Origin of the sequence: Streptomyces sp. DT224, from assembly GCF_049844595.1 — a bacterium.
GTDB lineage: Bacteria > Actinomycetota > Actinomycetes > Streptomycetales > Streptomycetaceae > Streptomyces.
Genome location: NZ_JBNCLI010000001.1, coordinates 425,680 through 447,647, shown reverse-complemented (window position 1 = coordinate 447,647; position 21,968 = coordinate 425,680). Strand labels below are relative to the sequence as shown.

25 protein-coding genes are annotated in these 21,968 nt (G+C 69.4%); 7 read left to right on the top strand and 18 right to left on the bottom strand.

Translation table 11 applies throughout. From position 1 onward, the window contains the following. Positions 1 to 28: 28 nt before the first annotated feature. The 13 genes from ACLQ2N_RS02075 to ACLQ2N_RS02015 all read right to left on the bottom strand — a co-directional run bounded on the left by ACLQ2N_RS02075 (position 29) and on the right by ACLQ2N_RS02015 (position 11,451). Entirely contained in the window at positions 29 to 865 is an 837-nt protein-coding gene (locus tag ACLQ2N_RS02075; RefSeq protein ID WP_148020843.1) for an aminoglycoside phosphotransferase, read from the bottom strand. Continuing rightward, positions 862 to 1,518 carry a histidine phosphatase family protein gene (locus tag ACLQ2N_RS02070; protein ID WP_148020842.1) on the bottom strand — a complete coding sequence of 219 codons (657 nt, stop codon included), beginning with the start codon at positions 1,516 to 1,518 and terminating at the stop codon, positions 862 to 864. The genes ACLQ2N_RS02075 and ACLQ2N_RS02070 overlap by 4 nt, the downstream gene beginning before the upstream one ends. Continuing rightward, on the bottom strand, positions 1,515 to 2,276 hold the full coding sequence (locus ACLQ2N_RS02065) for a phosphotransferase (protein ID WP_148020841.1): 762 nt from the start codon (positions 2,274 to 2,276) through the stop codon (positions 1,515 to 1,517). Before ACLQ2N_RS02065 ends, ACLQ2N_RS02070 begins: the two co-directional genes overlap by 4 nt. After that, positions 2,273 to 3,124, bottom strand: a complete 852-nt coding sequence (locus ACLQ2N_RS02060) for a class I SAM-dependent methyltransferase (protein ID WP_148020840.1) — start codon at positions 3,122 to 3,124, stop codon at positions 2,273 to 2,275. Before ACLQ2N_RS02060 ends, ACLQ2N_RS02065 begins: the two co-directional genes overlap by 4 nt. A 31-nt stretch (positions 3,125 to 3,155) precedes the next feature. Next, complete coding sequence (locus tag ACLQ2N_RS02055; protein ID WP_148020839.1) at positions 3,156 to 3,665, bottom strand: topology modulation protein; 510 nt, start codon at positions 3,663 to 3,665, stop codon at positions 3,156 to 3,158. A gap of 96 nt (positions 3,666 to 3,761) precedes the next feature. Then, a complete protein-coding gene (locus ACLQ2N_RS02050) occupies positions 3,762 to 4,814 on the bottom strand; it encodes a glycosyltransferase family protein (RefSeq protein ID WP_187285306.1) in 1,053 nt (350 codons plus the stop codon). Beyond that, a complete protein-coding gene (locus ACLQ2N_RS02045) occupies positions 4,811 to 6,529 on the bottom strand; it encodes a carbamoyltransferase family protein (protein WP_148020837.1) in 1,719 nt (572 codons plus the stop codon). The genes ACLQ2N_RS02050 and ACLQ2N_RS02045 overlap by 4 nt, the downstream gene beginning before the upstream one ends. Before the next feature lie 8 nt (positions 6,530 to 6,537). Then, the gene (locus ACLQ2N_RS02040) at positions 6,538 to 7,488 is read right to left on the bottom strand and encodes a thymidylate synthase (RefSeq protein ID WP_148020836.1); all 951 of its coding nucleotides are present in this window, start codon (positions 7,486 to 7,488) and stop codon (positions 6,538 to 6,540) included. After that, complete coding sequence (locus ACLQ2N_RS02035) at positions 7,485 to 9,332, bottom strand: hypothetical protein (protein ID WP_148020835.1); 1,848 nt, start codon at positions 9,330 to 9,332, stop codon at positions 7,485 to 7,487. Before ACLQ2N_RS02035 ends, ACLQ2N_RS02040 begins: the two co-directional genes overlap by 4 nt. After that, positions 9,329 to 10,021 (bottom strand): HAD family hydrolase, encoded by a 693-nt coding sequence (locus ACLQ2N_RS02030; RefSeq protein ID WP_261991712.1) that lies wholly within the window; start codon positions 10,019 to 10,021, stop codon positions 9,329 to 9,331. The genes ACLQ2N_RS02035 and ACLQ2N_RS02030 overlap by 4 nt, the downstream gene beginning before the upstream one ends. Positions 10,022 to 10,107: 86 nt before the next feature. Next, positions 10,108 to 10,362, bottom strand: a complete 255-nt coding sequence (locus ACLQ2N_RS02025) for a hypothetical protein (RefSeq protein ID WP_148020833.1) — start codon at positions 10,360 to 10,362, stop codon at positions 10,108 to 10,110. Positions 10,363 to 10,492: 130 nt separating this feature from the next. Continuing rightward, on the bottom strand, positions 10,493 to 10,960 hold the full coding sequence (locus ACLQ2N_RS02020; protein WP_363067981.1) for a hypothetical protein: 468 nt from the start codon (positions 10,958 to 10,960) through the stop codon (positions 10,493 to 10,495). A gap of 98 nt (positions 10,961 to 11,058) precedes the next feature. After that, entirely contained in the window at positions 11,059 to 11,451 is a 393-nt protein-coding gene (locus ACLQ2N_RS02015) for an ATP-binding protein (protein ID WP_261991829.1), read from the bottom strand. Positions 11,452 to 11,706: 255 nt separating this feature from the next. Here ACLQ2N_RS02015 and ACLQ2N_RS02010 point away from each other — a divergent pair, with 255 nt between their 5' ends. Beyond that, on the top strand, positions 11,707 to 12,954 hold the full coding sequence (locus ACLQ2N_RS02010) for a helix-turn-helix domain-containing protein (protein WP_148020830.1): 1,248 nt from the start codon (positions 11,707 to 11,709) through the stop codon (positions 12,952 to 12,954). Between the two features lie 50 nt (positions 12,955 to 13,004). Here the strand turns inward: ACLQ2N_RS02010 and cutA are convergent, their stop codons facing one another. Next, a complete protein-coding gene (cutA, locus tag ACLQ2N_RS02005) occupies positions 13,005 to 13,331 on the bottom strand; it encodes a divalent-cation tolerance protein CutA (protein ID WP_148020829.1) in 327 nt (108 codons plus the stop codon). A gap of 242 nt (positions 13,332 to 13,573) precedes the next feature. Next, positions 13,574 to 14,206, bottom strand: a complete 633-nt coding sequence (locus tag ACLQ2N_RS02000; RefSeq protein ID WP_148020828.1) for a hypothetical protein — start codon at positions 14,204 to 14,206, stop codon at positions 13,574 to 13,576. Positions 14,207 to 14,478: 272 nt separating this feature from the next. Here ACLQ2N_RS02000 and ACLQ2N_RS01995 point away from each other — a divergent pair, with 272 nt between their 5' ends. The 4 genes from ACLQ2N_RS01995 to ACLQ2N_RS01980 all read left to right on the top strand — a co-directional run bounded on the left by ACLQ2N_RS01995 (position 14,479) and on the right by ACLQ2N_RS01980 (position 17,116). Beyond that, positions 14,479 to 14,745: a helix-turn-helix transcriptional regulator gene (locus ACLQ2N_RS01995; protein ID WP_148020827.1), complete on the top strand. Its 267-nt coding sequence runs from the start codon at positions 14,479 to 14,481 to the stop codon at positions 14,743 to 14,745. Positions 14,746 to 14,866: 121 nt separating this feature from the next. Further along, on the top strand, positions 14,867 to 16,303 hold the full coding sequence (locus ACLQ2N_RS01990) for a tyrosine-type recombinase/integrase (RefSeq protein WP_148020826.1): 1,437 nt from the start codon (positions 14,867 to 14,869) through the stop codon (positions 16,301 to 16,303). A 151-nt stretch (positions 16,304 to 16,454) separates the two neighbouring features. After that, positions 16,455 to 16,727, top strand: a complete 273-nt coding sequence (locus ACLQ2N_RS01985) for a hypothetical protein (protein ID WP_425808551.1) — start codon at positions 16,455 to 16,457, stop codon at positions 16,725 to 16,727. Then, complete coding sequence (locus tag ACLQ2N_RS01980) at positions 16,724 to 17,116, top strand: type II toxin-antitoxin system VapC family toxin (protein WP_425808550.1); 393 nt, start codon at positions 16,724 to 16,726, stop codon at positions 17,114 to 17,116. The genes ACLQ2N_RS01985 and ACLQ2N_RS01980 overlap by 4 nt, the downstream gene beginning before the upstream one ends. 38 nt (positions 17,117 to 17,154) lie before the next feature. Here ACLQ2N_RS01980 and ACLQ2N_RS01975 read toward each other — a convergent pair whose 3' ends face one another. From ACLQ2N_RS01975 to ACLQ2N_RS01965, 3 genes are all read right to left on the bottom strand, one after another. Beyond that, positions 17,155 to 17,520, bottom strand: coding sequence for a hypothetical protein (locus ACLQ2N_RS01975; protein WP_425808549.1), 366 nt, complete (start codon positions 17,518 to 17,520; stop codon positions 17,155 to 17,157). Further along, positions 17,517 to 17,867, bottom strand: coding sequence for a hypothetical protein (locus ACLQ2N_RS01970; protein ID WP_425808548.1), 351 nt, complete (start codon positions 17,865 to 17,867; stop codon positions 17,517 to 17,519). The genes ACLQ2N_RS01975 and ACLQ2N_RS01970 overlap by 4 nt, the downstream gene beginning before the upstream one ends. A 74-nt stretch (positions 17,868 to 17,941) precedes the next feature. Next, positions 17,942 to 18,490 carry a hypothetical protein gene (locus ACLQ2N_RS01965; RefSeq protein WP_425808547.1) on the bottom strand — a complete coding sequence of 183 codons (549 nt, stop codon included), beginning with the start codon at positions 18,488 to 18,490 and terminating at the stop codon, positions 17,942 to 17,944. Between the two features lie 531 nt (positions 18,491 to 19,021). Here ACLQ2N_RS01965 and ACLQ2N_RS01960 point away from each other — a divergent pair. Then, complete coding sequence (locus tag ACLQ2N_RS01960) at positions 19,022 to 19,987, top strand: hypothetical protein (protein WP_425808546.1); 966 nt, start codon at positions 19,022 to 19,024, stop codon at positions 19,985 to 19,987. 96 nt (positions 19,988 to 20,083) lie between these two features. Continuing rightward, complete coding sequence (gene metG / locus ACLQ2N_RS01955; protein ID WP_425808545.1) at positions 20,084 to 21,790, top strand: methionine--tRNA ligase; 1,707 nt, start codon at positions 20,084 to 20,086, stop codon at positions 21,788 to 21,790. Positions 21,791 to 21,968: the final 178 nt, after the last annotated feature.

Here is a 21,968-nt window from a genome sequence, read left to right as displayed (position 1 = left end):
TCCAGAAAGGTGTCGTCTAAGGGGCTGGTCAGGTGAGCCGGGACAGGACGGTTCTGCCGTGCGCGCTGAGGGCGGCGTCGTTCTCCTGGTGGCCCTTGACCAGGGATGTGGTCGCCTCGATGGCGCCGAAGGACTCCAGGAGGCGGCGTTCGGTGTCGTTGGGCGAGCGTCCGTATCCGTCGAAGAAGGCGGTGCGGAGGTGGGGTGCGGCCTGCCAGCGTCGGAATTCGAGCCGGGCGAAGTCGCGGACCCGGGCGTCGCGTCGCATGTGCTCGAAGTCGTAGATGCCGAAGGTGTCGCCGAGCAGCCAGTTGCGCGGCTGGTAGTCGAGGTGGCAGATCGCGCTGTCCATGTGGCTGGCGCCCAGGATCACCGCGTGGTGCTTCAGCAGGTTCTCCTCGGCCGCGTCGAGCAGGTCGGCGTGGATGGCCCGGTCGATCCACCGCTGGAACCGCTCGGCGAGCGAGGAGCCGACGGCACCGCCCTGGGGCATGGCCGTGGCCCGGTGCAGCTTGCCCAACACGTGCCCGGCCTCGTGGTGGGCCAGCTCCTCCTCGGGCGAGCCCGGAGCGAAGGTGTCAGCGCGGTCGCCTGCGAGTGCGGTGAGCAGCAGGGTGCGGGTGGCGTCATCCCGGCCGACCAACTCCGGCGCATGGCCGGTCAGGTGGCTGCCCCACGCCGCGTAGGCGTGGAGTTCTCCCGCGTACCGGTCTCGCTCCGCGTGCTGCTTCGCGATGAACTGACGCCCGTCGCCGGCGACCAGGCGTACGACGCGGGGCGGGAGCGCGGGGTCCGCTGCGATGTCGACTGCGCCGAGGAGGTGGTGCGCCAGTTGTATCCGGGGGTCGTCCGAGGTCGCGATCACGGGGTCGGCTCCGGCGTGAGGAGACTGAGGTGCTCGGTGTCGTTGTGCCGGTCGAGCATCCAGCGGGTCTGGCCCAGGCGGTTGCGGTGGTGCTGCCAGCGGGTGATGGAGGCGTGGTTGTGGGTGAATCCGGCGGGCGAGCCGATCGGGATGCCGAGCAGCAGGGTGTGGGCGGTGATCACCGTCTCCCCGTGGGCGGCGAAGACGACGCGCTTGCCTCGGTTCTCCTTGATGAGCTGGCTCAGGTTCCTGCTGGCGCGCTCCAGGAACCCGTTCCAGGTGTCGGAGCCGTTGGCCCAGGGCGTGTCGGGGTGGGCGTGCGGCCCGCCGTCGGCGGCCGTCTTGACCGCGTCCCAATGCCGGCCGTCGGCGTCGCCGTGGACCGGGCCGTCGAGTCGGTCGTCGTGGTGCACGGGGATCTGGAGCGTCTGGGCGATGATCTCGCCGGTCTGGACGAGGCGGATCCGCGGGCCGGTGTAGACGACGTCGAAGGGCTTCTTCAGGTGCTCGGTGGCCAGGCGGCGTGCGGCCTGTTCGGCTTGGGCGTACCCGAGGTTGGTCAGGCCGGTGCAGGTGCGCGGGCCCCCGACGAGGCCGTCGGCGTTGCACTGGGCCTGGCCGTGACGGACGAAGACGAGTTCAGTGGTGATCATGAGGCTCCTCGGTGGCTGAAACGGAGGGGCAGGCTGTAGTGGTAGCCGTTGCGGCCGACGTATGGGGCGGTGAACACGGCGTGCAGGCCGAGGAAGCTGTCGAGCTGACCTCGGTCCGTGGTGCCCAGCCGGGCGTCGTGGCGTCGGGCTGCCGCGTTGTAGGCGAGCAGGGCGGTGGTGACGGCTTGGTCCGTGAGCGGCCCGTAGGTCAGGTGGAGCGTCGCAACGAGCTTGGCGAGGTCGTAGCCCATCGGGGCGAGGGACAGGTCGTCGGTGTCGACGGCGACGATGTCCTGCGTGCTGGTGATGATGAAATTCCGCGGGTTGCTGTCCTTGTAGAAGGCGCACGGTCCCTCGGTGGTCGCTTCCAGCAGGCCGAGCATCGCGTGCAGTGCCGTCTTGTTCGGCAGGTAGCCCTGCTCGTGGCGTCGCCGTAGGGCGACCTTCCGGGGACCTAGGTAGTCGTCGAACTGCGTGCCGTCCTGGAAGTGGTGCGGGGTGTCCAGCGACGCTGAGTGCAGGTCGCTGGCCCAGGCGGCACCGTGGGCGTGGCCCAGCAGTTCCGCCACGCGCGGGAGGTCATCGGGGCGTACGGAGCGGCCCTCGATCCGTTCGAACGTCAGGGACTGCGGTCCGGCGGTGTGGAGGGCCGGCTGCCGCAGCGGTTTGGCGTGCGCGGTGATCCACCGGTAGTGGCGCACCGCCCCCGCCGCGCGCTCCGGTTCCGCGTAGCGCTTGGTGAACGAGGCGGGGCTCATGCCGGCTCACCTCCTTCCTTCGGCTGAGCGACGACGAAGGTGATCCGGGACCGGGTGGTCAGCGGCTGGTCGGGAAGGAACTCGTGCAGGGTCGCCGCCAAGGCCCCGGGGTTGCCGTACAAGCCGGGCACCAGGTCGTACTTGGGATTGGTGGCCAGGTACTGCGACGTGTGGTCGTGGCCGTCGAAGGTGAAGACGTGCTCCTCGTCCAGGACGGCGATCACGTCGAGCGAGGAGGCGGCCACCACGGCGAGGTTGCCGCTGTGGGCTACGGTGTAGAGGCTCTCGTGCTGGGCGGCACGCGGATCAAGACCGGCGGAGGCGACCAGCTGGTCCATCTCCCGGTAGCTGTCGAGGCCCTTGGTGACGAGCACAGCCACACCACCGGGGGCGAGAACCCTGGCGATCTGCCCGACGACGTCCTCGGGGCGCGGCGAGTGGTATAGGCAGAACGCCGCGACGACGACATCGCTCGACCCGTCGGGCAGAGGGAGGTCGTGGAAGTCGCCTTCGACGAACTCCACCGTGCTGTCGGGCAGGTCCTTGGCGCGCTCGCGCGCATTGGCGAGCAAGGAAGGGGCGGCGTCCAGGCCCACGACGCGCTCGGGCCGGAGCTGCTCGGCGATGACGAGGCTGCTCGTGCCGCGACCGCATCCGATGTCGAGCACCACGCCGAGCCGGTCAGGCCGGGCATGGTGGGTCTGCACCAGGCTGATGATCGTCTCGGGCACCGGATGTCCGGCGGTCTTGGCGCGCATCAGGGCGCTGGTCCGCCCGGCCAGCCGCGAGGCGTGTCCGTACAACTCCGACTGCCGGGCGGGGTCCAGGAACGGGTTGGGCTCGTTCATGCCGCACCCCCTGACAGGGGGCGCGGACCGGTCAGGACTGCTCGGCGGCGACCTTCCGCAGCCAGCGGCGCGTCTGACGCCGGTTGGCCAGCAGCACCACATCGGCGCCGGAGCCGAACTCCTCGATCTTCGCCATCACGCGGGGCCGCATCTTGCGCCGGTACGTGGCGACGTACTTGATCACGCCCCAGTGGATGCGGTTGTGCACCCCGTTGCCCTTGTGCCCGGCCCCGTGCCGGATCTGCCGGGAGAAGATCCCGTACAGCGCCGCCACGGTCGACACGTCCATCAGGACCACCGTGTCGCAGGCTTCGAGCCGTACCTGCAGCGTCGAGTTGTAGTTGCCGTCGATCACCCACCGCGGCTGCCCGACCAGCTCGCGCTGCACGTCGGTGAACTTGTCCAGGGGCAACGCGTTCCACTCGTCGTCGTAGAACGCGGCGTCCAGGTGCGTCACCGGGGCGTCGAGGATCGTGCCCAGTTCGCGGGCCACGTGGGATTTGCCGCTGCCTCCGCAGCCGACGATGGCGACCTTCTTCATGGTGCTCCAGCGTAGAGAGGTTCGGGTGTCCGGCGGACCCATCCTCCGGGACGCGCCCGGAGGATCCGTGTGCCGTGGTCGATCGAGCGGTCTGCATCAGGCAGCTCCCCGCTCGGTCGCGGTGGACTGGAGGAGGCCGTGCAGGACGGACTCCAGGGTGTTGACCTGCTTGCACAGGCCGAACAGGCGCAGGCGGTCCACACACGCGGCGATCAAGGCGGCGTGCTGCTCGGTGCCGGCGATCTCGCGCAGATAGGAGAGGCGTTCGAGCACGTCGCTGCCGGAGCGCACGACCAGCTCCTTCGGGACGAACCGGTCGGCGAAGCGGATGTCCGCCGGGGCCAGCGGCAGGCAGCCGGCGAGCACGGCCTCGAAGATGCGCTGGGTCATCTGCCCGACGGCGGCGTACCGCTCGGGCAGCATGAGCACCGTGACCAGGGACCGACCGTAGACGCCGGCGGCGGCCTCGAACGGGATCCGGCCCACGAAGCGGACGTGCGGCCAGCGGCCGGTCTTCGTCCACTTCCCGGCGACCAGGTGCTCGACGCGGGCGGCGGCCGGGGCGAAGAAGCAGTCGAAGGGCTCGTCGCGGTCGTACTGGTTGCCCACGTAGCCGAGCGCGAGATCCCGAGGCCGCGCCGCCAGGGTGAGGGGGTCGGCCTGGGCGAGGAGGTCCTCGGCCACGGGGAAGAGCAGCGAGTGCGCGCCGGGGGTCGGCGCGAGCGCGGCCTCGCAGACGCGGGTGTGAGCCGTACGGCGCCACACGCTCTCGGCCCGCAGGGTGCGGTCCTTGTCCCAGATGACGGTGGGTGTCTGGGACCGGGCCGTGTAGTGGTTGATGAGCTGGGCCTGCCGGTGGAGGTCGCAGGTGTGCCCCTCACTGCCGCACACGGTGGTGTTGCGGCCGGGGATGGCCCAGCGCCACTCCAGGAACAGGGCGTCGATGCCCGGCAGGCCGTCGTCGAAGGTGTACGCGCCGCCGAGGTCGTCACCGGCTTCAAGGCGATCGCGGTCGGCCTGGAGAAAAACGATCTCGTGACCGCGGGCAACGAGGGCGTCGATGAAGGGGCGGCGGTGGCTGCGGCCTCCGTCGGGGGTGTCGGTGACGCCGTTGCCGAGGAAGCCCCAGAAGCTGTAACCGATCTTCATTTGGTGATCCACCGCCCTTCGAGGAGCAGGGCGTCGAGCCCGGAGTTGGCCAGGCAGTCCAGGGCCATCTCGGGTGTCCCGCAGATCGGCTTGCCCTTGACGTTGAGGGAGGTGTTGATCAGCACGGGTACGCCGGTCCGGCGGCCGAAGGCGGTCAGCACCGCGTGCATGAACGGGTTCTGTGACCGGGTGACGGTCTGCAGGCGGGAGGTGCCGTTGGCGTGCACGATGGCCGGCACCCGCTCGCGCGTCAGGTCTGTCACCCCGGAGGCCATGGACATGTAGGGCGCCGGCTGGCCGAGGGTAAAGAACTCGGCGGCGCGCTCGGCCGGGACCATGGGGGCGAAGGGCCGGAACGGTTCGCGGAACTTCACGGTGGCGTTCAGCCGCTCGACGACGCCGGTCTCCAGTGGGGAGGCGAGGATCGAGCGGTTGCCCAGGGCGCGCGGCCCGGCTTCGACCCCTCCCTGGAAGAGTCCGGCGATCACGCCGTGGGCGAGCTGGTCGGCGAGGAATTCGGCGGTCTCGATGCCGAGGGTCTTCTGGTGGAGGCCGGGCCAGGGGGTCAGGTCGAGGGGCTGGTCCTCGTAGGAGGGGCCGAGGTAACAGCGGCGGGCGATGCCGGCGAGCGGGCGAGGCGTGCGCGCGTCGACGTGCACGGCGAGGGCGGCCCCGATCGCGGTTCCGGCGTCCCCCGGTGCCGGCGGGACGAACACCTCGTCGAAGATGCCAGCCTCGATGATCTTCCCGATGCTCACGCAGTTCGTGGCGACGCCGCCACCCATGCACAGGCGCCGGGAGCCGGTGAGCACACGGGCGCGGCGGGCGAGGTGGACCATCACCTGCTCGGTCCGCTCCTGGAGGGCAGCCGCCAGGTCTCGGTGGACGTCGGTGAGCGGTTCGCTCGGGTGCCGCTCGGGGCAGGTCTCGGCGACGAACCGCCTGGATGTCCTCGGGTATCCCGAGGTGAGGGTGCGCGTCGGGAAGTAGCCGGGGTGGATACGGAAGCCCGTGGCCGTCGTGCGGACGGCCGTAGTGAACAGGTGGCGGAACCGGGCGGGGTCACCGAGGGCGGCCAGCGCCATGACGGTGCCCTCCTCGTCGCCCCGCCGCCAGCCCAGGTGCTCGGTAACGGCTCCGTACACGTAGCCGAGGGAGGACGGGTCGTTGATCGCTTCCAGGGTTTGGACGCGGGGGCGCTGAACGCCGTGGCCGTGGGCGATGGTGGTGGTCTGCCGCTCGCCCAGGCTGTCGACCACGAGTACGGCGGCTTCCTCCCAGCCGGAGGAGGAGAAGGCCGTGAGCTGGTGGGCTCGGTGGTGCAGGACCGGTGTGACGCGGGCCGAGGGGAACTGGCTGCCGAGGACGCGCAGCCGCCGCCGGGTCCGCAGAGCGACCTTGGCGAACCCGTGGGCGCGGGCCAGGCTCCGGTCGCGCGTGGTCGGCGAGAGCGCCATGCGCAGGGCGGCGGGCGACTCGGCGAGGTAGCGGGCGGGCTGGAAGTTGTAGGCGACGGCGTCCACGTCGGTGGCGCTCAGCTTGGCTTGGTCGAAGAGCCATCCCGCGGCGCGGGACGGGTAGAGCTTGGTGTGCTTCTGCTCGGAGAGGCGTTCCTCCTCGACGAAGCCGACGAGTTCACCGTCCACGAGAAGCGCGGCCGAGGAGTCGTGGGTGTACGAGCACAGACCGAGGATGACGAAGGGGATGCGCTTCATGGCGGCGGTCACCTTGCCCCGGCCGTCACGGCGCGCTTGGCCGAGCGCCGCTCCAGCTCTCCGTACCAGGCGGTGAGAGCCTGGCCGAGGGGCCCGTCGATCGTGTCGGCCGCCCGCCACGCCTGCTCGCGCTTGCCGTCCTTCCACAGCCGGTAACTGCGCAGCGTCTCGGCCATCGCGTCCCAGCCAGGATGGCCGGTCACGTCGCGGGCCTCGACCTGGTCGAGCAGGCCGCCGAAGCCCTTCCACGGCGTTCGCAGGTCGGGCATGACCTCGCTCGCCGAAAGCGAGGTCAGCGCGTCGGCCTGCTCGATGTGCTCGTCGTAGATGTGGAGCGAGCCGATGTGCAGGTGGAACTCGCCGAGTTCCACGTCGAGCCATCCGGCGACCAGCTCGTGCAACACGGTGTAGAAGAACACGTCGTACGGCATGCCGATCCACACGTCCTGGCCGCGCATCATGGTCGCCATGTGCAGGCGGCCGGCGCGCAGGTGGAATCGGAATCCGAGGGTGCAGGGAACGTCCTTGTGCCCGGCGGCGTCCTGGGCTGGGTCGTAGAGCTGGATCAGGGCGCGCCGGGAGTCGGGGTCGGCCTGGAGAATCTCGACGACGCGGGCCAGCTGGTCGACCTTGCCGCCCCAGCTCCGCATCCTGGGCCCGTACGCCCCCAGGAGGACGCCGTCGTCGGCGAACTGCCGCAGCCGTTTGTTGTAGTCGAAGATCCACGAGGCGTCGGATCCGGACAGGTGCCAGACCGTTTCGGCGACGGCGAAGGCCGGATTCACGATGCGGGCGGGCGGGGCGTAGAGCAGGCGGGCACGCGGCTGGGTGAGCAGCAGGTGCACGTCGCGGACTTCGTGGGTGGCCATGCCCCGGGGGCTGATCTTCGCGCCGGATTTGGCCAGTGTGACGGCGCCGGAGAACAGCTCGGCGATGCTGTCGGCCGTGAGGGATGTCATCGGACGGATGCTCCTTCGTCCTGGGGCGACGCAGCGGCGCCCGGGTGGTGGTGGGTGGAGTCGTCGGCCCTCGGGCTGGAGGGGGCGCGGTCGGTGATGAGCCGGGCGATCCGAGCAGCGCTGTCGCCGCGCCACCGGCAGACCGCGTCCAGGGCCGCCCGCGGGATCGGCGCCGGGCCCCCGCGCACGCCGGAGAGCGCTTGGGCGACGTCACCAGTGGCCTCGCACCGGGTCGCCAGTCCGTGACCGGCCAGGCCCAGCGTGCGTTCGCCCGGCAGGCCGATTTCGAACACCGGGATGCCGAACAGTGCGGCTTCGATCCCGCACGTCGAGTACGCGCTCGCTACTGCGTCAGCGCCGACGAGGCAGCCTCGTGCTCCGACCCGGGGATCGGCCACCGCGACGGGCGTCCCGCCGGCCCGCTTCACCAGAGCGTTGAAGGCGTCGGCTCCCTGCGCCGGGTGTGGAGCGATGACGAGCCCCCAGTCGCCGTCCGCCTCGGCGAGCCCGTCCAGGAGGAGGTCCGCGTGGGAGTTGAGGTGATCGGGGTTGAAGGGCTGGCAGGCCCACACCGCGATCCGGGCGGGCGCGCGGCGGCCCCCCGAAGCGAGCAGCTTCTCCAGGTATCGGCGCTGAGCCTGACGGCTCAGGCCGGCGAGGACGTCGAAGCGGGGCTGCCCGAGGACGTTCACCTCGGCCTCGGGGTGGCGCGCCCACCCTCGGCCCAGGGCGAGGTCCCGCTCACCCATGACGATGATGTGGCGGCTGTGCAGGGCTGGCCAGGCGACCGATTCCGCCGTCCAGGCCCCGTGCTGGACGTGAACCGAGTTCGCCCCGTGCCGCTCGGCGGCGTGCGCGGCCAGCACGCCCAGGGGGCTGGTGTCGTTGCTCAGCAGGACGGTGTGCGGCCGGGTCGTCGACAGGATGTCGTCGAGCCAGCTCTCCGCCCGCACCACCGTCCGCCACGAGGGCTGGGTGCAGCCCCCGCTGGTCTCCAAGAGCACGGACAAGAGCCGTACGAGCCGGGCAAGTTGGACGCCGTGGCCTCCCACCTCGACGGCGTGCTCGTCGTCGGGACGGTGGAGGCCCTCGGCAGTGCCGGAGAGGGTGAAGAGGTCGCTCGGAGCCGAGCGCAGCTCGATACCCGTGACCGATCCCGCGCTGCACCGCTCGGTGTCATCGGTGGCGAGATCGAGCAGGAGACTCCTTTGCCCGCCGCGCGCCAGTTCGGCGAGAACCGGGGTCAGCGTGGCCGCGTGGCGGGAGGTCCACGACAGCGCCAGAACGTCCTGCCGTCCGAGATCCGAGGGGAACGGACTCGGCTCCGTGTTCGCCGTACTCGTCCGGGCGCGGTTGCGGAGCTGGGCCGAGCGGGTCGGGTTGTGCGGTGCCGCAGCACCGAGCACGTACGCGACGCCGGACCACGTCACGGTGTAGGCCAGGTACTCACGCGAGCTGCTCGAACGCAGTCCCACAAGTCCTTCGTACGGGGCCAGGGCCAGGGGCCCTGGGGCCGAGGCGAACGGTGCCCAGGAGTTCAGGGCCAGGAGCTTGCGCACGATCTCAGCGACGAAGCGTCGCACGGGGACGTGCTGGACGTGGAGCCAGTCGGCTCCGCCCGGGGTGGAGGCCAGTTTGGCGCTGTAGTGGTCGAGGGCGGCCATGACGTCTGCGACGCCGGCGCGCAGTACCTGCTTGTCGACGGTCGTCGCTTCCAGGTCCGTGGTGTGGATGTGGTCGGTTCGCGCGTGCGCGAGGGCGCCGGTTCCGACGAGCGCCCACGTCGGCTTCCCGGCGTTGGAGGAGCGGACCAGGCCGAGGCCACCAGTCGTGCGGGGACTCACACCGTGCTCCCCTCGACGAGCTGCTTGGCGGGGAGGAGGCTCAGCAGTTCCTTGGGCGACGCGGCCGTCTCGGGGTCGGGAGCCGTCGGCTGCCCATAGCCCCATGCAGCGTGTACATAGGGGACGCCGGCGCGCGCGGCCGACTCCTGGTCGACCGCCATGTCACCCACGTAGACGGCGGCGGCTGGGTCGACTCCCAGGTCGACCAGCGCCAAGAGGAGTGGGTCCGGGGCCGGCTTCGTCCGGCCCGCTCCTGCGGGCGTGCGGATGGTCGCGAAGGGGCATCGGAGGCGCGCGAGGAGCGGGGCCGCGCGGTCGACGTGCTTGGACGTCACGACGCCCAGCCGCCAGTCGGCGGCCACGAAGGCGTGGAGCGTCTCGACGATGCCGGCGAACTCCTCCGCGAGGTGCGCGGTGGCCACGGACTCCGTCTCGTACGTCTGGCGGACCGCTTCGGTGTCGGTCACGCCCAGTCGCTGCATGATGTCGCCGAACTCGCGTCCCAGATGGCGCTCGTAGTCGCGGAAGGGGAGCGCGACGCCATGGGCCTCTTGGACCCTCTGCCACGCCTTCCGCATCACCGGACGCGTGTCGAGCAGGACGCCGTCGAGGTCGAGGAGAAGAGCGCGCGACCTGTGGTCGCTCGGCGCGGCCGGAGCCGGTAGCGATTCGTGAGTGGGAACGGTCATGATCATCCTCTCGTCAGGGGTGGCTGTTGCGCCTCAGAGGGCCGAGGCCGGTTCGAGTTCCAACTCGGGGTACCGGGCCGGGCCAGTCAGGCCGCTTCCGGCGGGTCGTCAGTCGAAGGCGAGACCGATCCGTTCGGCGCGGCCGGCAGGCGCGAGAGCCGGTGAAAGCGCGAGAGGTTGAAGCCACGCCCCTGAACCTCACCGGCGGGCACGGCGAAGAGATCGATGCCCTCTTCGCTGGGCGCCGACGGGGCAGCCGCCCGGATGGCGAGGAGCGCTTCGCCCTGCTCGCGGTGCGGCAGGAGGCGCGGCGCACGATCGGTGTGTCCCTCGAAAGTCATGGTCAGCCCTCGGTCAGGGGTATTTGAAGGTGAAGGCGAGCGCGACGCTCACGGCGGCGATCAGGGCGATCTGGGCGCTGATCTGCCGCCAGCCCCAGCCCTTCCTGTCCATCCAGAGCAGTGGACGCCTTCAAGTCGGCGCGACGGGCTCCTCGGAGATCACGAGGTGGAGAAACGCCTGGCAGTGCTCGCCCAGATGTTTGATTACGGCGTGGTACTCGTCGTCATCGGAGCTGATGTGGTGCCGGTCGAGGACGATCACGCCGTCGGCCAAGCCCTCTCGGAGCTGCCGCTCGGCTTCCAGCCAGCCAGGTCGATCCCAAGGCGGCGTGTAGACGCCCTGGCTCGCGCTGGATGCCGGGAAGTACGTCGTGGTCACCGGGACCGCCGCATCGTGGAGCCGGGCGGCGATCGCGTAACCGAGCTGGTCGGCCTCAGCCTGCAGCGTCCCCCAGTCCTCGTCAGGTCGGGCCCTCGGACTCGGTACCAAGCTGTACGCCAGCACGCGCAGCGGCTCGTCGACCCGCGCGTCGAGGACCTGTCGGTAGAAGTGCTCCCGTAAGCCTCGGAGTTGACCAGCTCGGGACTGGCGCTTCACTCGGGGAGAGGTGCGAGCCCATCTCGGGTGGTCATGGCCAGCAGCCGGCGCCCCACCGCCCGTGTGCTTCTCTCGCCTCCGATCAAAGGCAACGAGGCTCAACACGTCGGCTCCGTGCTTGACTGCGTTGTGCGGCGACATGGGGGTGCCTCCGTGAGAGTGGGGATGACCGCGTACGTAGTTCGGCCACCGTCCGCGACGCCCCACCGCAGTGACAGGCAAGCGACGAGGTGCAGCCCTCGACCACCGAGGCCGAGGGCGCTTGCACGTCGTCGCCTCGCTGGTGCGGTGCTGTCGTCGGTGACTCTGATTTGAAGCTCGTGGTCGTCGTGTCGTAGTTGCAGTCGGACGTCCCCGGAGCCGTGGATGATCGCGTTGGATACCAACTCCGAGACGACGAGCCGGGCGTCCTCTGCCGGCGCCTCTGGCAACGACCACCGCTTCAGAACGGTGGCCGTGGTTCGTCGTGCTTGAGCGACGTGCTCATCCATCGGCTCCATGGCCATCTCGAAGACGTGAGAAGCCAGCGGGCACCGAGCAGTCGCGGCGCCGACGACGTGGGCGCCACCGTCGTCGCCCCCAGGTCGGGGTGGCGTTGTTGTCCGGTGCGTGGTCATGCGCACATCGCACCGTGACTGCGCGATCCGGAACAGGGGAAACCGGAGGGGGAAATCTTTGTCAAGGGGGAAAATCAGAGGGGAGTTGAGGGGAGTATTGGCCTTCTCTCACGGATAGGGGTCAGACTCATGGCGGTGGATCCATTTGCCGAGCTGCTCCGTCACCTGCGACGTAACGCGAATCGGACGCAGGACGAGCAGGCCGGTGCGATCAATGCCGCTTCCGGCCGGGCAACGATGACCCGCCGAGAGGTGAACCGGTACGAGAACGGTGCCAACGTTCCGACGGACCACACCCTGGGGAACATCGCTTTGGCCTGTGGCGTCCCGCTGGAGCCGCTGCTGCGCGAGGCGAAAGCCGCCCGCGCCAGGCGGCGAGAGAAGAACAAGGCCGAGGCAGAGGACCTGGACGACGTGAAACGCCGAACGCTGCTGGGAGGCGCGGTTATCGGTGCGGCTGCGGCTGCCGAGCCGTGGGGCCGGCTGGCCTATGCACTCAGCAAGGGTTCCAAGATCGACCCCGAGTCAGCGGGGGTGCTCATTGATCATGCGGCCCGGTTGCATGTGGACGAACTGAACGAGAGCGCGCTCAGCCTGCAGTCTCGGGTCGAGGCGCACTTGGACGCGATCACCGCAGCCCTTCCCCGCGCCGGAACCCACGAGCGAGCGCTGACCATCGCGGCGGGAGAGACAGCCGCTCTTGCCGGATGGGTCGCCTGGGACCTGGGCGAGCACGACAAGGCCACCTCCTACTACGGAGTGACCTCGGAGTGCGCGAAGAAGGCTGGGCACCCCCCTCTGCGTGCCCTGGCTCTGGGCTACGCGAGCTACGGTGCCCCCAGCCCTGCTAAGGCGCTGGAGATGCTTTCGCAGGCAGCTCAGGACGTGCGCGGACGTGGCAATGCAACCGCCGCAGCATGGGCTCTGGGCCGGTACGCGGAGGAGGCCGCTCAGTCGGGCGATGACGCTGCCGCTCTTCGCGCGCTGGACCAGGCCAGGTTCGCCTATGACTTCGCCGACCATACGAGCGAGCAAGCGTGGGTCCGCTTCGTGACGCCGTACCGGATGGACTCCTTAACCCTCTCGGTCTACGGCGAACTCAAACGTCAGGAGCTGACGGCCACGGCCGACTCCGCAGTCGAGCGCCTCGGCGGTGAACTACCCGAGTCCGGTGTAGTTGTCCTCGGGGACCTAGCGTCGGCACTTCTGCGCGGCGGCGACGTAGACCGCGGGGCCTACGTCGCGCACCAGTTCGCTGCAGCGGCGGAGTCGAAGCCCAACACCATGGGCCGTCAGCGGGCGCAGGTCATCGCTGCCGAGCTCCCCGACACCGAGCATGATCTGGCCAGCCACCTGCTGACGTTCGCGACGCTGTGAAGCGTCCAAGCACACAGGCTCGGTGAGGGCGAGCGCCGGGGTGGTGACCTCTACTGCGGACGCGTCTCGTCGAGGACCCAGGACAAGTACGCCTCCGACCCTCCGGTCACAGGCAGCGTGACCCACTGGGGGACGTCGTAAGGGTGCCTCTCGTGCAGCCATGCCTCTAGCGCGGGGAGGCGATCCGACGACGTCATGTAGGAGATCCGCCACTCCTGAGCCGCCTCGACCTTCCCCTGCCACCAGTAGAAGGCGGTGATGGGCGCATCGATGTGAACGCCCGCCGCCAGTTTGCTCTCGACAGCGCCCCTGGCGAGGGTCTTCGCCTGCTCCTCGTTGTCACTGGTCGTCTGCGCGATCACGATCTCGTGGTCCATGCGGCTACCTCTCCAGCTCGGGTACCGCGACCCTATCCATGTGTTCGGCACAGGCCAGCGGGTGGTAGTCCGTGGAAGACCACCCCAGGCCGACCGCCCTGGAGAGCCGTCGAATTGCCGCCAGCCGCACGGCGCCCAATCGGTGCCGGCCGAGAGTGGACCTTCACCCGCGAATGGGCGAGCATTATGCGCCCTCACTCTTCTTACGGGGCCGCCCTGCGAGAGCGCTCCGAGTCGGCGGTCTATGCCTCAGCTATCTGTTCGGCGATCTCCCCGCGGATGGCCGCCATGTCCGCAGGCGACCACACCGAGCCGCTCCCGAAAGGCAGCACACGGTCGTGGGGCTGGTAGAGCTCCTCGCTTTCCAGACTGCGGCAACAGGCACGGCACTTCCACGGACGGCGCAGAGTGATCCACTGTCTGAGCCCGCACCAAGGGCACAACACGAAGTACGCGCTGGGCCCGTGAGCGGCGGCCCAACTGGCATAGCCCGAACGGCTGCGAGCCGCGTTGATGTCGCCATGGGTGCGTTCCGCGACCCAGCCAAGGAGGACCATCTCGCCCCCGGGCCACGCACAGGAGCAGGGGCCGTCGCAGGGGCAGGCGCGCGCCTTGCCCAGCTCGACGGCCTTTTCCTTACGGGGCGTGGATGGTCCCTTGACCTCAAGCCATGTCCCGATCTCGGGCAGCCAGAAGTCCGGCAGGTAGTACGCCCCTGACGGCAGGGTGATTCGCTCAGGCTCGTACTGCCAGAGGATGCTTTGGGTGTCGAGGGTGCAGGCCCAGTCGGCTTCGAGCCGAGAACGGAAAGTGGTGCCGCTGTACTCCGTCGGTACGGCTTCGATGGGCTGGCCGTCTGTGGGGAGGTCCGTCACGGCGTCTCCGTTCCAGGTCAGTTATGCGCCGACCCACAGTTTGACCGCGAACTCGCGCTTCATGAACCGGGCTGTCCGACGGGTGGGCAGTCCCACTCTCGTTAACAGACCCATGCCTCGGCCTTAGCGCAGCGGACAACCACCGTGAGCTGCTTCGGCATCACAAGATCCATTTCAGCGACGCCCTCTTTATCGCAAGAACCCGGTTCGTCCAACTCGGCCTTTCCCTGGAATCTCGTCCTGTCATCACCCCACACGACAGGAGTCGACCCATGCCGGAGCCGCGCGCAGCATCCCAGGCCGCCTTCTTGACCCTCCCCAGGGCCGCCGAGTATCTCGGTATCTCCCCCAACACCTTGTACGTCTGGCGACACCGCCGACAGGGGCCTCCCAGCTTCCGCATGGGACGGCGCGTGATGTATCGGATCACGGCGCTCGACGAGTGGGTCTGCGATCAGGAGCGAGCGGACTCCCGCTCCAACCACGCCCTTGACCCGCTGAACCGGAAGCCGCAACGGCGCTCAAAGGCCGTGAAGTAGCGCGGTGGCTTACGCGTCCGGTCTCCCCCGTGAAGAAGTTCTCCGGATGGGGATTGGATCGTGCCGCAGATCGCGTTAGCACCGACCAGCTCATGATCACGCACCACTGGAGGGCCCCGTCATGGCGGGTTACATAGAAGACCGATGGCTGAAGAAGCGCCCCGACAAGCTGACCGGGAAGCGGGAGCGGACCGCGATCTACGGCACCGGGAAGCGCTACCGAGTGAAGGGGATTCCCGGCATCCACGACCGGTCGTTCCACACCAGCGAGGACGCGAAGCAATGGCTCGCCATCGCCAAGACGGACTCCAGCCGTGGTGAGTTCGTCGATCCCCGCAAGGGCGAGATACTTCTCGCCGACTACATCGCCGAGTACTGGTGGGCGGGCCGCTCCGACGAACCCTCGACGGCGGACCCGATGCGCAGCCGCATCTGGAACCACATCATCCCGTTGGTGGGCGACTACGCCCTGCGTGAGATCGACGCGTCCGCTCTACGGACCTTCAAGGCAACACTGCTCACGAGGGTCGAAGAGTCGACGGCAGAGGTGATCTGGGGACACCTGTCCTCGATCCTCGGCAGCGCCGTCGACGACCAGCGTCTGCTGCGCAACCCGATGAAGATGAAGAACAGCGTCAAGCCCCCACGAGCGATCGACAGCAAGGCCAAGGCGTGGTCACGTGAGGTCGTCGACGCTGTCCGCGCGGAGTTGCAGGACCGCTACCAGATCGCGGTCGATCTCGGCATCGGCCTCGGGCTGCGCCAAGGCGAAGCGTTCGGTCTCGCCGAAGAGGACTTCGACTTCGCGGCTGGAGTCGTCCACATCCGCCGCCAGCTCAGGTGGGACATCAAAGGCCGCCCCTACTTCTCGCTCCCCAAGGGGCGCAAGACCCGCGAGGTCCCCCTGCCGGCGAACCTCGCCCTCCGGGCCCGAGCTCACTTCCGCCGATTCCCGTCGACTTCCTGCACGTTGCCCTGGCGGAACCCGGAGGCCCCGACCACCGCGCTCGAGGAGCGCCAGCGGAAGCCGATCACGGTCGAACTGATCCTCACCTCGTCGCACGGCAACCGCATCTACTACCGCACCTGGAACGACCGCAGCTGGAAGCGTGCGCTCGCCGCCGCCGGGCTGATCAAGCCCGTGGGCGAGAAGGTACGGCACGACGGCAACCGGGTTCGCCGGGTCCTGCTCTACGCCGCCCCACGCGAGGACATGTTCCACGTCCTCCGCCACACCTACGCGAGCGTGCAGCTGGAGGCCGGCGAGTCGGTCGTCAGCCTGTCCAAGTGGCTCGGGCACTCGACACCGAAGGTCACCCTCGACCACTACGCTCACTTCATGCCCGGTGCGGGGCACCGAGGGATCGCCGCGATGGACGCCTGGCTGCGGGACCCCTCCCGGTCGAAAGTCCCTGAGAAGTCCCTGCTGGCATGCAGGGCAGCTCATCTACCCCCGAACATGCAGGTCAAAGGCATAGTGCGACAGGGTGCGGACATGTCCGTCAAGTACAAGGAGACCGCCCGCGGCGGGCTCGCGGTGAACATCATCGAGTGCTGACCGCACAGGCCCTGACCAGCGCGTTCGCTTCTTCCAGCGCTGTCAGGGCCTGAAGTTGGCGACACCTGCGCAGCGATGGATACCCCCTCCGGCACACCCGCTCGGAGTATCACCCCCATCCATTAACAAGAGTTTTGTTAAACCCGGCCCCATGGCTACCTATCAGGCGCCCGGCGCAGGGCCCGTCCGGCCCGTATCGGTCTCTCTCCACGAAGGCACCATCGCTGCCCTCAAGGCACGTACGGGCAAACGAGGCATGTCCGCCTACGTCGAGACCCTCATCCAGCGCCAACTGGAACGGGACCGACTGCGCGAGCTCATCGAAGACGCTGAGGCGGAACACGGCCCGGTCGATCAGGCGGCGGCCGACGCCAAACGTGCCATTCTCCGCGGCGACGCCGCGGGCCCGGTGGACGCCGCGTGAACGGCACGCTCGTCCTGGACTGCGAAGGCCTGTCCAGACTGGTTCGACGCACGCCCGAGATCACCGAGTGGCTGGCCGCGGCCGAAGCCGAGGACATCCGCGTCGTCATCAGCTCCGCCACCCTCGTCGAGGCACGAGACCCCAGGGCCAACCAAGCCCGCTTCGACTACGCCGTCTCCCGCGTGAACATCATCCCGCCCACCGAAGCCATCGCCCGCCATGCGAGCAAACTCCTGGCCAAGGCCGGGCTGCACGGCCACAAGTACGCCCTCGACGCCATCGTGGCCGCCACCGCGCTCACCTCGGCGGCCCCAGTGACCGTCCTGACATCGGATCCCGAAGACCTCCTGATGCTCTGCGGCCCCAGCATCCGCGTCATCGAGGTCTGACCCGAGGCCGCGACTCGGCCCACCTCTCTGCGGGACGGTCACTGTTCCAGTTCCGCCGCACGCCCATCGAGCTCCGCGGCGAACGCGTCCCAGTCGGGTCCGAAGCACAGCAGGTCGGCAGCCGCTTCCCGGAGCAGTCGCGGGTCATCGGGACGTTGCAGGCAGGCCAGGCGGTAGGCGAGATTTCGTGCCCAGGGCGGCAGCGCCATCCAGTCCTCGGCCAGGAGCCCTCGAAGCATGGTGAGAATCTCGTCGGCCGTCGCGAAGGTGAGCTTCTCGACGAAGTCGCGGGTGGCTTCGTTGATCTGCCGGCTGTCTGCGCTGTCGATGGCCCGGCCGAGGCGCCTTGCGGCGGGGGTCGGGGCGGGCGCCTCTGGCTCTTCTCCCGTGGACTGGCCGCTCATTGAACCAACAGGCGGTCGCTGACCGAAATTCGGGGCGTCACCTGAATCTCCAGGGTGCCCGCGCACTCTCCCGTGTGGAAGTCGACGGCAAATCCCTTGGCTGCATTCCCCGAGGTGAAGGACAGACGCGTCGCGCCTTCACGGAAGATGTCCAGCACCTCGGCCCCCTGATCGTTCGCCCAGCGGATCCTCACCGATCTCCCCACCGCGTCGTAGGAGAAGGAGACCGACTGCCCCGCTTCATCGTGCAGGGTGAGGACCCGCGCACCGCTCTCGTCCGCCTCCGGCCATTCACCGGTGGCCTCGTAGACCTCTTCGTCGTCGGGGGTCAGGAACTCTCGGTACATGTCTGCCTTCACCAAGCACAAGGAGACGGCCCGGGGCGGGCTCGCGGTGAACATCATCGCGTGTTGAGGGCTGTTCATTCGTCGGCGGCGGTAAGGGTGACGCCTTTCTTCAGGAGGTCCACGCCGTCGCCCGAGACCCGGACGGTGGCGCCGTAGGGGGGATGCAGAGACTCCGCCGTCTGCCCGTCGCGCTCGATCCGGTCGAGTCTCAGCACCACCGGGGCTCCCCCGGCCGCGCCGTCGGGGAGACGAACCCCGAAATCCGCCCCGGCGCGCACCACGCCACCGACACAGCGGGCCACGCACACGGCGGTCCCGGCACCCCGTTCCTCCACGGAATGGATCTGGAGCTCCCCCGCGGAGTCGTCAACGGCGCGCCGGGAGCCGCGCGCCCTGTCGATGTCACGTTGCAGCGCGCTGAAACGCGGCGGTTCCCGGCGCGCGTCGAGCACGACGACGTGCAGCCGGTCCCCGACCTGCGGCGCTGCGACGTCCTCGTCCCACCAGGAGGGGTGCTTCACTTGGTCGATGAACCCGGTCACGCCGTCGGCTTCGACGCGTGAGCCCACCGGAGCGACCCCGGTCACCGTGACATCCAGTTCCTGATCGTCGTGAAACGTCATGCGGGTCCTCCGAAGATCGAGATCCAGTCAGCCCCATACGGTCCGTCCACCGGTGCGGGGTGTACGTGGCGCTGGTCCGGGGCCAGGCTCTCGGCAGCGGTCGGTGGGGTGGACGTCGCATGTGACTCGGTGGTGCCGGACGAACCGGGCCGGCGCCGCCTCGTCCGCGCAGCCGGGGATCCACCCACTCCGCCCAGCCCCGCGGACCACAGTCGGTCGCCGATCATCGGCACCCAAAGGACCGCGCCCGGTGGCCTCCCCGTCGGACAGCCGACGGATCTCGGCCGCGCCCCCGCCCTGCCGCCGCCCGCGCGTGGTGACGCAGCCGCTCAGCGGTGCGTCCGGGTAGTCGTCGATGCCCACGAACAGGGCGTGCACAGCGCGCATGCGGCGATCCTGTCAGACCCGGCGGGGCGTTGGCCGGGCGATTCCAGGGTGCACTCCGGGCATGCCCTTGAGCACCCATATCCTCGTCGCGCCCCGCTAGTTGACTGTTCGACACCGCGATGACGGCACGGAAAGGGACGCAACATGAGCACCGGGGGATACAACCCGTACCAGCCGCCCTGGCCCCCGGGCGGCGGCCCGTACCCGCCTCCGTACGCCCCGCCGCGGCCTTCCCTGTGGCAACGGCTGCGCGGCGACGACTGGCCGACCCTCGGTGAGCTGCTCAGAGGCAGGCGGCAGCGCGTCCACGGCTGCGTCTGGGCGCTGATCCTGCTTCCGTGCACCTGGGGGATGACGCTGCCCCTGCTGGCCGCCTACCCGTTGGCCAGGTCGGCCCGGCGACAGGCGCGCAGGGCCTTCCCGGCACACGGGCGCCGCTTCAGCGACCCCGATGTGGTGCAGGCGCAGCGGGCACGGGCCTGGGCCGCCGCGGCCATCTCGTTCCTGCTGCTGATCGCGTACGGCAAGCCGGGGGACATGGCCGAGGCCCAGGAGCAGTACGTGATACGGCTGATGGCCACTCCCTGGCTGCTGCTCCTGAGCGCCCCCCTCGTGGTCGCGTTGATCTACCGGTGGGCCTCGCCGGCGAAGCGGGCGGCCATGCGGCCGCGGCTGCGCGCCGCCGGCCGGTCGGCCCTGTGGTATCTGGGCGCGTGCAGCCTGATCCCGCTGCTCGCGGTCCTTCTCGCCTGGGGCATCACCCGGGCGGAGGCCGGCACCGGGGCGAAGTCCGTCCTGCTGGGCTTCCTCCTCACGCTCGTCGGTTACCTGACCATGGCCTGGATCGTGCTCTTCGTGCTGTTCGCCTCCGGACCGGTCGTGCGCAGCGGCTTCAGCACCTCGGAGGTGCACGCGGCCCTGCCCGCCCTGCTCACCGGGGTGCTGGTGTGGGAGTTCATGATCATCGGCTTCGTGGTGAGCGGTCCGCCGCCCGGACCGGCGCTCGTCCAGGTCCTGGCCCTGGTCGGCGGCCCCGCGTCCGTATCGGCCCTGGCCTGGTGGGAGATCCACCGCCTGCGCACGCGCCACGGCGTCGCACTGCGCGCGTAGCCGGAAATCCGGTAAAGGGGCCCGGTCCCCATTCGATAGGATGCGAACGGCCTGCGACAGAGGCATCCGCACCGTAGAAATTGGGAGCATCCGACGATGACTCGACACCTGATCACCAGCGCGCTTCCCTATATCAACGGGATCAAGCACCTGGGGAACCTGGTCGGGTCGATGCTCCCGGCGGACGTCTACACGCGGTATCTGCGCCAGCGGGGCGAGGAGGCGCTGTACATCTGCGCCACCGACGAGCACGGCACCCCGGCGGAGCTGGCCGCGAAGGCGGCCGGGCTGCCGGTGGCCGAGTTCTGCGCCCAGCAGCACGACGCGCAGAAGGCGGTCTACGACGGGTTCGGGCTCGCGTTCGACTACTTCGGGCGCAGCTCCTCCGCCGAGAACCGCGAGATCACCCAGCACTTCGCCCGCAAGCTGCATGAGAACGGCTTCATCGAGGAGCGGGCGATCCGCCAGGTCTTCTCGATCGCCGACGACCGCTTCCTGCCGGACCGCTACATCGTCGGCACGTGCCCGCACTGCGGGTACGACAAGGCGCGCGGCGACCAGTGCGAGAACTGCACCCGCGTCCTGGACCCGACGGACCTGATCGAGCCGCGCTCCGCGATCAGCGGCAGCAGCGAGCTGGAGGTCCGGGAGACCAAGCACCTCTTCCTCCTCCAGTCGAAGCTGTCCGGGGAGGTCGAGGCGTGGATCAACGAGACCAGCGACGAGTGGCCGCACCTGGCGTCCTCGATCGCCCGCAAGTGGCTCACCGAGGGCCTGCACGACCGGTCGATCACCCGTGACCTGGAGTGGGGCGTGCCCGTCCCGGCCGACACCTGGCCGGAGCTGGCGGCCGAGGGCAAGGTGTTCTACGTCTGGTTCGACGCCCCCATCGAGTACCTCGGGGCGACGAAGGAGTGGGCGGACCTGGAGCCGGAGAGCCGGGACTGGAAGTCCTGGTGGTACGAGGCGTCCGACGTCCGGTACACGCAGTTCATGGCCAAGGACAACGTCCCGTTCCACACGGTGATGTTCCCCGCCATGCAGATCGGCACCCGTGAGCCGGTCAAGCGGGTCGACCACGTCAAGGCGTTCAACTGGCTGAACTACTACGGCGGCAAGTTCTCGACGTCGCAGCAGCGCGGCATCTTCTCGGACACCGCGCTTGAGCTGCTGCCCGCCGACTACTGGCGCTACTTCCTGATGGCGCAGGCCCCGGAGTCGGACGACACGTCCTTCACCTGGGAGCTGTTCGCCACCTCGGTGAACAAGGACCTGGCCGACACACTCGGCAACTTCGTGAACCGGGTGCTGTCCTTCTCCCGCAAGCGGTTCGGCGACGACGTCCCGGCGGGCAAGGAGGCCGGGGACGCCGAGCGGAAGCTGGGCGAGGAGATCGCGCGGCTGCTCGCCGAGTACGAGGGCCACATGGAGGCGCTCCAGTTCCGCAAGGCCGCCCAGGCCCTGCGGGCGCTGTGGAGCGCGGGCAACTCCTACCTGGAGGAGAAGGCCCCCTGGCTGGAGATCAAGACCGACCAGGAGGGCGCCGCGCTCACCCTGCGCACCGCCATGAACCTGATCCACCTGTACGCGGTCGTCTCGGAGCCGTTCATCCCGTCGTCCGCGCGGGCCATGCGCGAGGCGTTCGCCCTGGCGGACGACACGGCGACCTGGGTGAGCGCCGACGAGGCCCGCGCCCTGGCGTCCGTGCCGGCCGGGACCGCCTTCACGGTGCCGCCGGTGCTCTTCGCCAAGATCACCGACGAGGACCTGGAGGCTTGGCGCGCGCGCTTCGGCGCCCAGTAGTCCCGCACCGTCGTACGTCGTCGCCCGGCCGGGTCCTTCCGGCCGGGCGACTTCGCGTTCGGGGTCCCTCTCTCGCGGGCTTTCGAAACGTTTCGAACCGTTGACCGAAAGTTCCGGCGGCGCTAGCCTGCCGCATGCCCGGCCGGGGCACGCACGTGTGCATGGAGAACCCCACCAC